Consider the following 14,208-nt stretch of genomic DNA (forward strand, 5'->3'; position numbering starts at 1 on the left):
CGTTTTTTTGATCTTGGCTTACCGCTTATGCACTCTAAACGTGACAGTCGTACCTTGACCGGAGCGCTCGTGCGCTCCAGCAGCAGGAAAAACCCTCCGATTGGGAGGGTTTTTCGAATGCGGCGAGCCGGTTTAAAATTATCATTTTACGATTGTTATTATTTCAGAAAATCCTCCAGCAGCATTAGCACATCTTGATACCGCATCACAGGCAGGAAGTGGTCGCTATTCGGGACAACCGCCAATGACCCTTTTGGGAGCAGCCGATATGTATCGAGGAGATGGTTCAAATCGACAGTATCGTGATCGCCGGCCATGACCATGAACGGAACTTGGATATCGCGAAGCCGGTCGGCTGAAATTCCTTGGTAGGCTATTCCCATTTCGCGAACCTTGACGACAACTTCGGACCACTGCTCGGGCTTCGGCGCCAGTTTATCGTAAGGCTCCTTGAGTGCGGGGGGCGCGAAATCGTCCGGAATGCTCACGAAGCCATTGTAGCCCTCAGGGGTAAAGGCGGTTATGATCGGTCCGAAATTCGCGCCGGTAACGGCAACCTTGTCCACGATTTCAGGGTGACGGACCGCAATCTGGCTTGCGATATTGCCGCCCATGCTCCAGCCGAAGAAATCCGCTTTTTCGACACCTATCTGTTCAAGCAGTGCCGCCGTATCGTCTGCCATCTGCTGATAGCTCAGCGGACGGTCAATATCCGCCGTTCGGCCGTGACCTTGTTGCTCAATAGCGATGATAGTGCGAGTTTTGGCAAGCTCCGGGATCAACTGACCGAACGAACTGTCCAAGTTCATAAATGCACCGTGGAGGAGTACAAGGGGCGTTCCTTTATTTCTTTTACCATATACTTCGTAATACATGTGCAGACCGTTTACATCCGCATAACCGCTATGTTTCATTACCGTTTTGTTGGATGGATGATTCGCCGGCTCCGCGCCGATCTGGGTTGGAAGCCTGAATTGGAGTGCGATAATCGCGACAGCGACGAGCAGGGCTAGCATGAATTTTTTGGTTAAACGCGCCTGCGGTTTATGATGGTTAACATGGTTCATGGAAGGTCTCCTTCGCATTCATATGGTTGTATGCCAATCTTATTTGACTACCTCGTAACGCAGCCTTATGGAACCGCTAGTTTCATAATGTTGGGTACGGATAAGCTTCAGGTCGTTTCTTGCGGCAATGCTATCCAAGTATTTTTTGCCGCTCCCGAGTACGACAGGGTGGATGATCATATTGATTTCGTCCAGTAACCCGGCATTCAGTAAACTCTGTACAAGACCGGCGCTTGCCGGCACGATGATATCACCTTCGATATGGCTCTTAAGCTCGGCTGCGCTCCGGCTCAAATCTCCGGCAAGCAGCGAGATCTTGTCGCCGTAGTCGCCCCAGTGCACTTCCGTAAACTCCGGATTGCGCGTGGCCACATACTTGGGAGTTTTGTTCATGGCATCGGCAAAGTCCCCCTCCTGGAACGGCCAAAAGCCCGCAAAGCCTTCGTACGTAACCCGCCCCATCAAGATCGCGCCGGCTTTCTGGAACATAACCAGATTGTCGCCGACGGAGTCCATAATTCCGGGCATCGCCCAGCTTACCATGTTATTTTCATCACCTTGCGGACCTGTAAAAACACCATCCAGCGTGCAGCTTACCGAAGCAATAAGGTTTCCCATCTATATCTCCTCGTTTCTTATTGGTTGGATTGACTTTTATTTGTCATATGATATATTTGCTTTACAGTTACGAACCTCATGGAGCTTCCGGCCGCGAGACATTCCCCAATGACAGGCGGCGGGAGGCTACGGAGGTTTTTTTTACTTGAAATCAGCCAGACTTGCCGCCAGCTTATCCAGCGACTGCTCCATTCCCATGATGGCATATTTCATCATCTCTCCAACCGTCCAACCGTACTCCGTAATCTTGAGCTCCGTCTTAGCTCCGTTGGCGATGAACTCGATCACAAACTCGACATTCGCCGGGAAATCCGCCGGGACACCCGCCTGAACCGGGTCGATGGCGTTTCCTTCACGGTCGGACAAATATTGATTGAATTCAAGCCGCTCCATCGGCACTATTTTCTTATAAATGCCCGCCGAGTACGACTCCAAGCCGCCGTGCGAGTCCGGTGCGCGCATGCAGAACACATATTTCCCGCCTTCACGAAAATCGATTTCACATCGGGGCGACGTATAGTACGTGGGACCCCACCATTTCATAACCAGCTTCGGGTCGGTCCACGCCTTCCACACGAGGTTCACCGGATAATCGTACTCGCGCGTAATGACGATGTCTTGCTTGTTGGAACTTGCATTCATCGGATATCGCTCCTATTCCTTCTGATTTTTTTTCAGCTTTTCCATCTCGGCTTTCAGGACGGCGTCCAGCGCATTCAGCCGGCTGCTCCAGCGCCGTTTCATGTTATGCAGCCAGTCTTCCAGCTCGCCCAAGGCTTCGGTGTCAATCCGATATATGCGCTGCTGCGCTCTCTTCTCCACGTACACCAGGTTCGCTTCCCGAAGGATCTTCAGATGCTGGGAAACCGCCTGGGCGCTGATCTGGAATTGACTGTGAATTTCCGATGCGGGGTATCCGTCATGGTCCGCCAGCATCTCCAATATTTTTCGTCTAGTCGGATCTGCCAAAGCTGAAAATATATCTACAGGCATATATCGTTGTTCTCCTCCTTTCCTTTCCGTTGTTCGTTCTGTAGCACGGTCCATTGATGTCTTCGTATGTCTGTAGTTTTATAATACATCATTTGTTTTATAAAGTAAAGCCTTAATTAAGGAATAAATTGATAATGCGAAAACCCGGCATACAAGGCAGCGGCAGCCGCGCCGAAAACGATAGTTTTGAGCAGAAGACAGAGCGCGAACGGCACGGAAATGGAAGCTTTGGTGTTTGGTGAAAAGATTTGGTGAAAAGAGGCTACCGACTCAAGCCGGCAGCCTTGTTGGCCCTCGCAATCTAGTCACAATCGGCAATGTGAATAAGTTCTTGTCAAAAGCAAAGACAATTACTTGTTCCCATGCACTTTCTCTCCTCTTTATGGACATTACTTGGATAACGCTTTGATGTCTTTTTTAATCTGATCATAAGGCGGCATTTTGCCGTCATAGTAGGAAACAACCGTTCCAGTCTTGTCAACCAGATAGAACGAGGTTCCGTGAATGACCTGATCTGAGCGTGTGTCCCGCACGATCGCCATTTTGAAATTATCTTTGGCGTAGCGTCGCATATCCTCAAAGGAATATCCCGTCAATGCGTGCCAGTTTGCGAAGTCCGCGTCAAACTTGCCGAGATACGTTTTCAGCACATCGGGGCGATCTTTTTCGGGATCGACAGAGAACGTTACGAGTTCAGCCTCAATGCCGGCGGATTTCAATTCCTTTTGCAATTGTGCCATATTGGCGGTGAGACCGGGGCACACAGTCGTGCAAGTCGTAAAAATAAAGTTCGCCACCCAAACCGTATCGCTCAAATCCTCTAGCGCGATTGGGTTTCCGGACTGATTCGTATACCGGAACGATTCCAGTTTGGAGTTCATTTTACTCGACTGGCCTTCGGTGCAGGCGGCAAGTAGGAACAAGAATGCAAACAGTAACGACAGGGCAGGCAAATATCTGCTTCTTCTAACCAAATGTTTTCTCTCCTTTCACATTTTTTTGATTCCGAGAGTACCTGTAGAGGGAGGATTTCATTTTTGTGCGCCGTCGTCTGAAAAAGACTGCGAAACCCATCCTTGTTCATAAGCAAACCTCGCCAATTGCACGCGATTCTCCATATGAAGCTTCTGCATAATGTTTTTCAAGTGATTTTTCACGGTATGTTCCGATATGGCGAGCTTCAGCGATATGTCCCGATTGCTCCTTCCGCTGGCGACGCATTCCAGAATGTCTTTTTCCCTTCCTGTAAGCTGTGTATCTCGTCTAGCCAACTTTTTGCGCGAGAACTCCTGCAGCAGCCGCAGCGCGAACTCTCTTGACATGGGGACCTCATCGACCGCAACCGCCCGCAAATACTGAAGCCACGAAGACGGGGTGAGGTTTTTCAACAAGTAGCCCTGGGCACCTCTTTTCAACGCCTCGAATAAGTACGTGATCTCGTCTGATACGGTGACGATGATAATTTTGGCATACGGGTAACGTTCCTTGATCTGTTTGGTCGCTTCAAGCCCGTCCATCTCCGGCATGTTAATATCCATTAGAACAAGACCCGGCATTAGCTGATCCATCAGTTCGACGGCTTCCGCCCCGTTCCGCCCCTCGCCCACGATCTCGAATCCCGCATCCATATTAAGGATGGTTTTCATGCCTTCCCGCGCATGCTCATGATCATCCACGATCAATATCCGAAACGGCCGGTTCACGAGGCTTCACCTTCCCTTCTTTGCGAAGCATGATTACCGTATATTTGTCTTGTCGACCAAGGTGCAGTTGCCAATTCATTTCTTCAGAACGTTCTTTCACGATCCTTAAACCAAACCGGTCCTTGTGGCGAAACGGATCTCCATCGAATCCGATGCCGTCGTCTTGGATCCTGCAAAACCAGCCTTCGCCCTCCGCTTTGCACTTGACCTGAACTCGTGAAGCCGCAGCGTGCTTTCTTACATTGAGCAGCGCTTCGCGCACAAAGGCGGAGAGTTCCACTTTTTCCTTCGAGGTCAGCTTGTCTTCCCCTAACGTCCAATCCATCTCGACGGTCAGTCCGGTTTCTGCCTTAAAATCATGCAGCATATTTTGAATGGTTTCGAACCAAGGTAGCGATGGGAGTTTGGACGGAAATCGCAAGTTGGCAATCGCCTGACGAACATATTGATTGACTTGGTGCACGGTCTTTTGGAGGCCCAATAGGCCTAGATTGTCTTGAGCTTCACCTGCCAGCTTCATTTGGTCCACCTTGACGGACAGTAGGAAGAGCGATTGAGCAATTCCGTCGTGCAGCTCTTGGGCGATGCGCTCCCGCTCTTCCAAAGCGGCTTTATGCGCTCTTTCGCGGTTCAATTCTTCCTGCACGGCTTCCATGATGGAAAACAATTTCACCAGAAACGTTACAGTCACGGCGAATACGATTACCGGAGCGAGCCAATTGCCTAATTCCATGGAGATATACGGCAAGAGGAACTCATGCCGGACATATTCCCACAAGCCGATTGTGATGGTGGGGATTACAAGGATGAGCCACTTGATTTGACGATAAGACAAGCCCACCCCCTCCTTTCTCTAACAATTCATCCACTGTCATCATTGCGCACTTGCCAGTTGTACTCGAACAATTTCAACATCGAGCGCATTCTCCTAATTCCGCAATAGTTTCATCCTTTTAATCACGGGACAACCACTTTCTACTTCCTGTTCTACGAAGGCGTCCACCTGAAATACGTCCCGCAGCATCTTCGGGCAAATCACGTCGATAGGCTTTCCCTGGGCGTATATGGCGCCTCGTCTCATAACTGTAATGCGATCGGAAAATGCCGCGGCATGATTCAATTCGTGCAGCACCATAATGACCGTCATTTGCTCGACACGATTCAAATGGACGACTAGTTCCATAATTTCGAGTTGATGACAAATATCCAAATAGGTTGTCGGCTCGTCCAACAGCAGCACCTTGGGTTGCTGGGCGACCGCCATGGCGATGCGGGCCCGTTGGCGCTCCCCGCCCGACAATTCCTGCACGCTTCTGGTCGAGAAGGCGCTCATCCCAGTTAACTGAAGCGCCCAATCGACTACTTGGCGATCGCCTCCGTCCAGCCTCTGCATGAAACCTTTGTGCGGAAAACGTCCGTATGAAACAAGATCATAAACGCTAATATCCGTCAACCGTTCCTGGGACTGCGCAAGCATGGCCATCTGCCGCGCGAACGGCTTCGTCCCCCATGCCCTGACATCTTTCCCGTCCACGTAAACAACTCCATGCTCCCCTTGCAGCTGACGGGAGAGTACCTTCAACAACGTGCTTTTCCCACAGCCGTTCGGACCGAGAATGCTGTGTACGAGTCCCGGTTCGAACCCGATGCTCACATCGTCCATCACTTTATTTCCGTAATACCGGACAACGAGGCGCTCTGCGTGAATCATTCCCTGTTTCCTCGCTTTCTCAGCAAATACAGAAATAACGGAGCGCCGACCGCTCCCATGATAATCCCGACGGGCAGCTCGACCGGTGCGAATACGATTCGGGAGACCGTGTCGAAAATGGTAAGCACGGCGACGCCAAGCAGCATGGCAGCCGGGAGCAGCAGCCGGTAATCGTTGCCGACGAGCAGCCTTGCGGCATGGGGGACGACAAGGCCTACAAACGCGAGCAGACCCACGACGCTGACGGCGCTTGCGGATAGAAGCGCTGCTGCAGCTGTCACTCCAACTCTCATTCTCTCAACGTTTAAGCCTATTCCTTTTGCATCCGAATCGCCGAGCATCAAGATGTTTATACGCTGTGCAGCCATCAGCGCGAACAAGACGCCGACGATGGTGTACGGCAGCAGCAACTGCAGATGAGGCCAGCTTTTTGCCGAAAGCCCGCCGACCATAAAGAGCAAGGCTCCGTCCACTCGATCGCTGTAAAATACGAGCAACCCCGAGATGCCCGAACTGAAAAACGCGGAGACGGCTACCCCGGCCAGAATGAGGCGGCCTGGACTGACGCCGTTTTGCCAAGCGAGCGCATAAATAATCATGCAGGCGACGATCGCCCCAACAAACGCTATTGGCGTCATCAAGTAGGAATAGGCAGGGAACATGACCAGCGTCGCGATACCGAACAATCCCGCGCCTGAAGAAACACCAATAATGTGCGGATCCGCCATCGAATTCCGCATGACGCCCTGCAACAAAGTACCTGCAAGCGATAGGTTGATGCCTACGAGAGCGGCGATTAGCGTTCTGGGCAGTCGGACATTCCATATGATCGCCTGGACGGATCCCTGCACCTCGCCCGTAAGTACGCGGTAAATATCCGTTAAGCCGACTTGGACCGCACCGCTGACGATGCTGAATACGATACCCGCTGTAGCCAACAGCGCGAGTGTAGCGAAGACAGCCATCCGCCATGGCAAGGAGCCTCGTACATTCGATGCCGTTCTAGCTTCCATAGATCTCTGGGTACACCAGCTTGGCCATATACTGGAATGTCCGATCGACATTCAACCCAGCCGGATTTACGAAATCCGAAGTTAGAAACGCCATCCTGCCTTCCTTGACCGCCCGAAGTGAAGCCCATGCCGGGTTGCTCTCCAGGTCGCTTTTCAGCTTCTTCTGGCCGAATTGCTCCGTACCGTGCACGCTGATGAACAAATAATCCGGATCCGCTTCTATTAACTTTTCGATGCTGTAAGGAACGGAGCCAGGAATGTGCCCGGACGGCGTAGCGATTGCCACATTCTTCATTTTCAGTCGTTCGGCGATGTCGAGTGCGAGGCTGTCATGGACTGCAATCGATATCCCCATGGGCATAATCGTAAGAATAGCGAACGTCGGCGAACGGTCAGGCACTTTTTGTACTATATTCCGGATTCGCTCGTCGGTCTCTTTCAGCGCTTTTTCGGTCTCCGGCATGTTTCCTATAATGCTCCCGAGCAGCCTCCCCTTGCTTTGGAAATCGTCGTAGCTTTCGATTTTAAGAAAGGCGAATGGAATATCCGCGACTGCAAGTGCGTCAATCAATGGAGTATGAAAGAAGGGATGTCCGATCACAAGGTCCGGTTCCAGGCTTGTGATTTTTTCCAGACTAACCTGGTTGATCAGCCCGACGTCAACGGCAGTCTCGGCCCCCTCCGGGACCGTAACGGCAGGTGCGCTCGCTCTCCCGACCACATGGCCCCCAAGCTGGTAGAACAATTCCAGCGCCTCATTCAGAATGACTATGCGTTCAGGCTTCGACTGCAGGACGACTTCCTTGCCCCTATCATCGGTAAAGGTCAAGTACGGCTCGCCCGCATCGCCCGTACTCGCGGCACTATCGTGGTTATGGATATCATCCGTATTGGAGGTGGAGTTGCAGCCTAGCAGCATCAGTATGAAGATGAGGCTCATCAGCGTGATAGAGATTTTACGGTTCAATGTTCTGTTCCTTCTTTCTCGCTTCGTTTTGATAGAATAGAATCGCACGTTGAACTCTAAGAAGACTACGTCACCGCGTCTCCAATTGGTCCAGCCATACCGCCAGCAAGTTTATTTCTTCCTTGGTCAATTTGTTCGAGAACGCCGGCATCCCGCTCCCGCCTTCGGCGATTTTCCCAGCGATCTGCTCCGTCGACATGATTGCCCCCAATTCCTTTAAACTCGGTCCGACGCGACCTCCCAAATCAGCCGCATGACAAGAAATACATTGTCGTTTATAGATCGCAACGGCGGCTTTGTTGTTCGGGTCGGCAAGAGCCTCGTGCTCTTCGGCTCCCTGGCGGTTCCCTTGGCAACCGGCGGCAAGAACGAACGTTGCCATCGATAGCAGCATCAAGCAAAATGTTTTCATCATTGAGCCAACCGACTCCCTCCTTTTCACCAATCTATGGCAACATTCTAACAATAGGCTTCCGGACTTAAATGACTAAAAAGAGCTACAAATATGACAAAAATGAGAAAGACGAATAACTCCTCGAGCTTCAATTGCGGAAATAAAAAGGAGCCGCAAAATTGCGGCACACAAGATACCATTTTCTACCGAAAAGAGATTGAATACGTCTCGTTTACTTTTCATACGTATATCCGACGGCGGATGCAAGCTTGGCAAACAACCCCAGGAAGACACGCTGAACCCATTCAGGAGGACCGACGATGAACCCGTCCATGGTTTCCCAGGCAAGCCCCATCCAAAGGGGATTTCTTGGGATCCCTTTTGCGTTTAATTTACCTTCAGCCTCAAGCTTGTGCAAAAGCTCGAACATGCTCCAGTGAAGGCCGGGCGGGCGAATTTCGTGAATCATGCGCACGCTCTCGTCGCTGACACTCCAGGCCTGATGGACCTGCTTCGGCCGGATCAGAACGTGCTCTCCCTTTCCGATATCCAATGTTTTGCCGTCAATCCGGAAACGCATGTTTCCCTCGACGATTGTGAATTTTTCTTCAAGAACCGGATGCCAATGCGGCCCGTTTATCGCCCCTGGTTTACTTATCAGGTGCTCTAGAATCAAATATTCTCCTTCGTGATCCTTTCCATATTGCTTTAAAGTGATCTGATTGCCGTTAGCGAAGGTTAGCATTTTCCCGATTGATTTCTTTAGGTCCGCCATGAATATTGCTCCTCTCGCCTTCATTTGGCCGGTATACTCTCAAGAAACCGAGAAAAATAAGGATCGAGCCGAGAATATTGCAAATCACGCGGAACCAATGGACCCTAATAAATTCGTTGTATACTTGTTGAAGCACCTCAGTGGAATGAACGGCCGGCCCTTCTATAAACATGATCTCGTTCCGCGGCCATTCCCAGATGACCGAAGCCGCCCCTTCGACAAACATCATCAGCACGCTGCCGATAACCAATAATCTGGCTTGTTTGTATTTCCAACTAAACAGAATCGCCAATACTCCGCTAATCCAACTTGCCAGTCCTAGAGGCGGGAAATAGGTGTGCGGACTGGCGACTTGCATAAATTCCATCGCCGTGTTCAACGACGTAGGGATTTCATGGAAGATATTGGGGTACACCATGAACGTGTTCAGAAACATTGAACCCAACATGATCCATTGAATCCAGAGATGCACGTTAACCGTCAGCAAAGTGAGCATTCGTTTTCGATCCATGAGCGATTTCCTCCTTGAATATGCCTTTGTGGCTGTATGGCTATAAGCATACTCAAGGGACATTAACGGCGGCTTGTTCAATTCTTAACACATTCTTAAATAAAAAATGCCTTCAACCCATAAAAACGGGTCAAAGGCAAACGAAGCTTCGGCTATTCTTTTCTGAACCGATACCCAACGCCCCAAACCGTTTCGATGTATTGAGGCTCGGACGGGTTCTCTTCAATTTTCTCGCGTATTTTTCGGATATGGACGGTGATCGTGGAGCTATCTCCGATCGAATCCGGCGACCATATGCGCTCAAATAAATGCTCCTTGCTGAATACGATATTGGGATTGGAAGCCAGAAACGTAAGCAGCTCATATTCCTTCGCCGTCAAGGTACGTTTGACTCCTCGGACAAATACGCGACGGGAGCGCGTTTCGATCGTAATCTCTCCGATTCGAATGGCATGTACTTCGCCGTCCTTCTGAATGAGACGGTTATACCGGGCGATATGAGCTTTTATCCTGGCGACCAATTCATTCGGATTGAACGGCTTTTCGATATAGTCATCCGCTCCGCGTTCGAAGCCTCGTATTTTATCGATGTCTTCTTTCTTGGCAGTGACGATCAGGATCGGAATGTCGATTTCTTGTCGCAACTTCTTGCATAGTTCAAATCCATTGATTACCGGCAGCATAAGGTCAAGCAGGATAAGGTCGTACGTATAGGTCAGAGCTTTCCGAAGGCCCTCTTCTCCGGTAGCCGCAATATCGCTCTCGATCCCGTATGATTCCAGGTAGTCCCTCTCCAACTCGGCGATGTCCTGTTCGTCCTCAATAATCAATATCCTAGGCATTCGGCTCTCCCAACCTTTCCGGTGGCTTGTTGAGATAAAAATAAACAATCGTTCCTTGATGCACGATGCTGGAAGCCCCGATGTGCCCGTCATGGGCTTCTATAATCTGCTTGGCGATCGCCATTCCAAGCCCGCTGCCGCCGGTAGAGGAATTTCGGGCCGCATCCGCACGGTAGAAGCTCTCGAAAATATAAGGCAAGGCATCCGGCGCAATTCCGATCCCATTGTCCTCTATTTCGACCCTCACCCGTTTCGCTTCGGACAACAATCTTATTTCGACTGACTTCGCCGGTTTATCCATGTATTTCAAACTATTTTGCACGATATTCTCCACGACTCGCCTGATCTGGGATCGGTCTGCCATAACGACATAAGATTCATCCGGATCATTGGTAAATACGACGCGCCCCCCATCCTGCTTCAGCCTATCGTACAACTCTTCCAGATAATCGAACAAAAACGACCTCAAGTCCACTTCCTCCAGCTGCATCGACACTTTCTTCAAATCAAGCGTGGAATACAGGAACAGCTCATTAATCATCTTCTCCATTGCGCCGGCATTGTGATAGATGGTTCGTGCATAATGCTCTACCTTGTCCGGGGATCGGGCCACTCCATCGACGATCCCTCTTGCGTATCCTTTAATCGATGTCATCGGGGTCCGAAGGTCATGAGAAATACTTGCGATCAATTCCTTGCGGTTCTCCTCGTATTTGGTTTGCAACTCTCTTGCCTCAAGCAGTTTACCCCGCATCTGTTCGAAGATGGACGCAAGCTCGCCAATCTCGTCGTTGCTCTTGACCGTCATGGAAAACTCCAGATTGCCCTGGGATATTTCTTTTGCCGCCTGTGTGAGTATTCGGACCTGCTGCAAGATGCTCTTCGAAACGACATAGGTTATGATTCCGTTGGAAGCCGTGATCGCAAATAGCAAGCCCGTCACTCGTATCGGGGTCAGTTGCTCAAGGTCCGCGGCTTCCAGCCTGCCCCCTCGGGTGTAGAGGAGAATATATCCGGCAAGCATTTCAATCAAGAGAAAGAGTGCGAAAGGCGCTGCGATCATCGCAATATTCGAAAGAACCAATTTTTTTCTAATCGACATTGGTGCACCGCCTGAATGGAATTTTATTAGGATGGCTTTCCTTCTTACGATTCGACGTTTATCCCTGTACTCCTTTCCTCCGTCGCCGGTTTGAAACGACCTAAAGAGACGCTGCCTGTTGACATCGTCTCTTCTAAAGCTTCCATACATTCGGCTATTTAGTGCCCGTGATCGTTCTCCCCTTCGGGAAGCTGCCTCGAAACTTGGGATTCGGTGCCCGGCTCGACAATGACGAATTGCCCCATCATTCCGCTATCTTCATGATAAAGCAGATGACAGTGATACATGTAAGGCGTGTCGGGGTCGGGATAGCTTCCGAAATCTACAGCTAATCTAACGGTGGTTCCTTTTGGGATAAAGACCGTATCTTTTCTCCCTCGTTCATACACCGGCGGAGCTTTCCCGTTCTTATCCAAGATCGTGAAGGCGGCATCGTGAATATGAAAGTTATGGTCCCATCCATTATTCGTAATCACCCATATCTCCCGCGAGCCCGCCGGAATGACCTGATCGATCCGATACATGTCCATCTTCTTGCCGTTTATTTTCGATTCGGTCGTCAGGCGGAACTTTCGTTCAGTCGCTTGACCCGGCACTTCGATCGGAGGCTCCTTGGTAATTTGTTTGGGGAGGGGCGGCGAATTCGCCAATTGTTGGTCCGCGATTATCTTTATCAATTCGAACTCGCCGTTAAGTATTCCATCTCCGCCTTTGAAGCTGCGCAAGATCGTTTCCTCGCCTGGCTTGAATTCGATCACAATTTCCGCACGCTCACCGGGACTTAATAAGAGCCGCTCGATCGAAACCGGCTCAGGGAGAAGTCCGGCATCGTTCCCGATTAATCGAAATGTCCGGTTATCCGAGAAGCCGATCGTATACCCTCTGGCATTTGAGCCGTTCAGCAGTCTGAACCGGATTTGGCTTGATGTGACCTTCAAATACGGATCGTGCGTCCCGTTGATCAAGATCTGATTGCCAAGCAAACCGAACGGCTCCAGATTCACTTTCTCGCTTAGAGACCCGTTACCTTGGAACAGCTTATCTTGAATAATAATCGGGATATCGTCAACTCCGTAATCAGAAGGCAGCTTGGTCGATTCCTCGTCTTCGATCAGAAACAATCCGGCGATTCCACGATACACATGCAGGGCGGTCTTCTCGTGCAGATGAGGATGGTACCATGTTGTCGCCGCAGGCTGATCGATTGTCCAATGCGGTTTCCAAGTCTCACCCGCCTCTATCATTTGGTGTGGACCGCCATCCATCTCCGCAGGTAACCTCATTCCGTGCCAATGCAAGGTGGAGGTTTCCTTCAGATTATTGTTCACCTCGAATGAAACTTGATCGCCGCGCGAAACACGGATGGTCGGCCCCAAATAGGAGCCGTTGATCCCCCAAGTCGGTGTATCCTTTCCTTTAAAAAATTCGGTTGTGCCTGACTGCATGGTCAAGGTAAAGCGCTTCGTGCCAGCGTTATCAATTGTCGGTTCAAGGAGGGGCGGGATATTCACCGGATTCTTAAATTGAAGTGTACCGACATTCGTCGTATCGTCCCAGCATCCGGCCAGCCCGAGTGCCAGGAACAGCAGTAGGCACGGTATAGATCGAAAATATCGTTTCATTTGTCCGTTTTCACTTTCCTCTTTATTTTAATAATCGCTATCGCAATCAATCCGATCAGTACTCCCCATATGGCATGCACAATGACGATACCCGTAATCGCATATGGATTCGCTATAGATTGACTGGGGAAGAGCGGGGCAAACGTCGCGCTGATCACAATCGTAAAAACCCCGTACAGCAGTCCGGTAAGCATCAAATGAAGCAACGGACGATTAATACGCCTTGACACGACGACCACTAACCATATAATCAGAACCCCGATCGTTATGATCGTACCCGATGCCCGCTCACCCAATAAATCATGCAAACCGACCAGATCCATCAGCGGTCTTACCAGTGCCAAAGCTGCCAAGCCTATGATCAAAGACCCATTCATCTTTGCTCTCATTGCTTTTCCACTCCTCCGGATTTCAGAATCACGTTTGAATTGGGAAACACGACCCTCTTGGCATGTAAAACCGTCATGACGGAAACAGTAAAAAGAACGGCTGCAAGAACAGGATGAACGGCGCCGGCTTCAGGGATATTGGCCGTAATGTACTGGGCATAAATCAACAAGAACAGGAGCACGCTCATCCACCTGCAATACTTGGGCAATTTACCCGTAAAGGACAGGATAACCATCAAAACGGGGAAAATTTCCATAAATCGTACGAATACAATATGGTTGTACAAGTACGATGAATCCGAGAAAATAGCCATTCCCGCAAAATAGATTTGGATCATGACACTGATAACGAACAACCCGGCTGCCAGCACGAACAGCTTTCTAGAAACTTTAGCCACTTCTTATCTCCCCTAGCGGATTAGGATGCGTTTGACAGGAGTTATCATAGCAAGGAGTTGTTGAAAATCTATTTTGCGATTCTTAAGCCATTCTTAAGCAAAT

At 50.2% G+C, this 14,208-nt stretch carries 18 protein-coding genes; all 18 read right to left on the reverse strand.

Features of this window, described 5'->3' with window-relative positions; all coding sequences use genetic code 11:
• Positions 1-158: 158 nt before the first annotated feature.
• Positions 159-1,067, reverse strand: coding sequence for an alpha/beta fold hydrolase (locus tag ACI5FR_RS00955; RefSeq protein WP_405449080.1), 909 nt, complete (start codon positions 1,065-1,067; stop codon positions 159-161).
• Positions 1,068-1,106: 39 nt separating this feature from the next.
• Complete coding sequence (locus ACI5FR_RS00960) at positions 1,107-1,685, reverse strand: dihydrofolate reductase family protein (RefSeq protein ID WP_405449083.1); 579 nt, start codon at positions 1,683-1,685, stop codon at positions 1,107-1,109.
• 141 nt (positions 1,686-1,826) lie between these two features.
• Positions 1,827-2,327, reverse strand: coding sequence for an SRPBCC family protein (locus ACI5FR_RS00965; protein WP_405449085.1), 501 nt, complete (start codon positions 2,325-2,327; stop codon positions 1,827-1,829).
• Positions 2,328-2,339: 12 nt separating this feature from the next.
• Complete coding sequence (locus ACI5FR_RS00970) at positions 2,340-2,678, reverse strand: ArsR/SmtB family transcription factor (protein ID WP_405449087.1); 339 nt, start codon at positions 2,676-2,678, stop codon at positions 2,340-2,342.
• A 389-nt stretch (positions 2,679-3,067) separates the two neighbouring features.
• Positions 3,068-3,652, reverse strand: a complete 585-nt coding sequence (locus ACI5FR_RS00975) for an SCO family protein (protein WP_405449090.1) — start codon at positions 3,650-3,652, stop codon at positions 3,068-3,070.
• Positions 3,653-3,709: 57 nt separating this feature from the next.
• A complete protein-coding gene (locus tag ACI5FR_RS00980) occupies positions 3,710-4,324 on the reverse strand; it encodes a response regulator (RefSeq protein ID WP_405449791.1) in 615 nt (204 codons plus the stop codon).
• A 22-nt stretch (positions 4,325-4,346) separates the two neighbouring features.
• Positions 4,347-5,222, reverse strand: coding sequence for a sensor histidine kinase (locus ACI5FR_RS00985; RefSeq protein ID WP_405449093.1), 876 nt, complete (start codon positions 5,220-5,222; stop codon positions 4,347-4,349).
• Between the two features lie 87 nt (positions 5,223-5,309).
• A complete protein-coding gene (locus ACI5FR_RS00990) occupies positions 5,310-6,092 on the reverse strand; it encodes an ABC transporter ATP-binding protein (RefSeq protein ID WP_405449095.1) in 783 nt (260 codons plus the stop codon).
• Positions 6,089-7,105, reverse strand: coding sequence for a FecCD family ABC transporter permease (locus ACI5FR_RS00995; RefSeq protein ID WP_405449097.1), 1,017 nt, complete (start codon positions 7,103-7,105; stop codon positions 6,089-6,091). Before ACI5FR_RS00995 ends, ACI5FR_RS00990 begins: the two co-directional genes overlap by 4 nt.
• Positions 7,095-8,072, reverse strand: coding sequence for an ABC transporter substrate-binding protein (locus ACI5FR_RS01000; protein WP_405449099.1), 978 nt, complete (start codon positions 8,070-8,072; stop codon positions 7,095-7,097). The genes ACI5FR_RS00995 and ACI5FR_RS01000 overlap by 11 nt, the downstream gene beginning before the upstream one ends.
• A gap of 70 nt (positions 8,073-8,142) precedes the next feature.
• Positions 8,143-8,487: a c-type cytochrome gene (locus tag ACI5FR_RS01005; RefSeq protein ID WP_405449102.1), complete on the reverse strand. Its 345-nt coding sequence runs from the start codon at positions 8,485-8,487 to the stop codon at positions 8,143-8,145.
• A 211-nt stretch (positions 8,488-8,698) separates the two neighbouring features.
• Complete coding sequence (locus ACI5FR_RS01010; protein ID WP_405449105.1) at positions 8,699-9,241, reverse strand: cupin domain-containing protein; 543 nt, start codon at positions 9,239-9,241, stop codon at positions 8,699-8,701.
• Positions 9,195-9,752: a hypothetical protein gene (locus tag ACI5FR_RS01015; RefSeq protein WP_405449107.1), complete on the reverse strand. Its 558-nt coding sequence runs from the start codon at positions 9,750-9,752 to the stop codon at positions 9,195-9,197. The genes ACI5FR_RS01010 and ACI5FR_RS01015 overlap by 47 nt, the downstream gene beginning before the upstream one ends.
• A gap of 152 nt (positions 9,753-9,904) precedes the next feature.
• Positions 9,905-10,594 (reverse strand): response regulator transcription factor, encoded by a 690-nt coding sequence (locus ACI5FR_RS01020; RefSeq protein ID WP_405449109.1) that lies wholly within the window; start codon positions 10,592-10,594, stop codon positions 9,905-9,907.
• Positions 10,587-11,696 (reverse strand): sensor histidine kinase, encoded by a 1,110-nt coding sequence (locus tag ACI5FR_RS01025; protein ID WP_405449112.1) that lies wholly within the window; start codon positions 11,694-11,696, stop codon positions 10,587-10,589. Before ACI5FR_RS01025 ends, ACI5FR_RS01020 begins: the two co-directional genes overlap by 8 nt.
• Before the next feature lie 158 nt (positions 11,697-11,854).
• Positions 11,855-13,318 carry a multicopper oxidase family protein gene (locus ACI5FR_RS01030; RefSeq protein WP_405449114.1) on the reverse strand — a complete coding sequence of 488 codons (1,464 nt, stop codon included), beginning with the start codon at positions 13,316-13,318 and terminating at the stop codon, positions 11,855-11,857.
• Positions 13,315-13,707, reverse strand: coding sequence for a hypothetical protein (locus ACI5FR_RS01035; RefSeq protein ID WP_405449117.1), 393 nt, complete (start codon positions 13,705-13,707; stop codon positions 13,315-13,317). The genes ACI5FR_RS01030 and ACI5FR_RS01035 overlap by 4 nt, the downstream gene beginning before the upstream one ends.
• The gene (locus ACI5FR_RS01040) at positions 13,704-14,105 is read right to left on the reverse strand and encodes a DUF6220 domain-containing protein (RefSeq protein ID WP_405449118.1); all 402 of its coding nucleotides are present in this window, start codon (positions 14,103-14,105) and stop codon (positions 13,704-13,706) included. Before ACI5FR_RS01040 ends, ACI5FR_RS01035 begins: the two co-directional genes overlap by 4 nt.
• Between the last annotated feature and the right edge of the window lie 103 nt (positions 14,106-14,208).

Origin of the sequence: Paenibacillus sp. HJGM_3, from assembly GCF_045062745.1 — a bacterium.
Lineage (GTDB): Bacteria > Bacillota > Bacilli > Paenibacillales > NBRC-103111 > Paenibacillus_AA.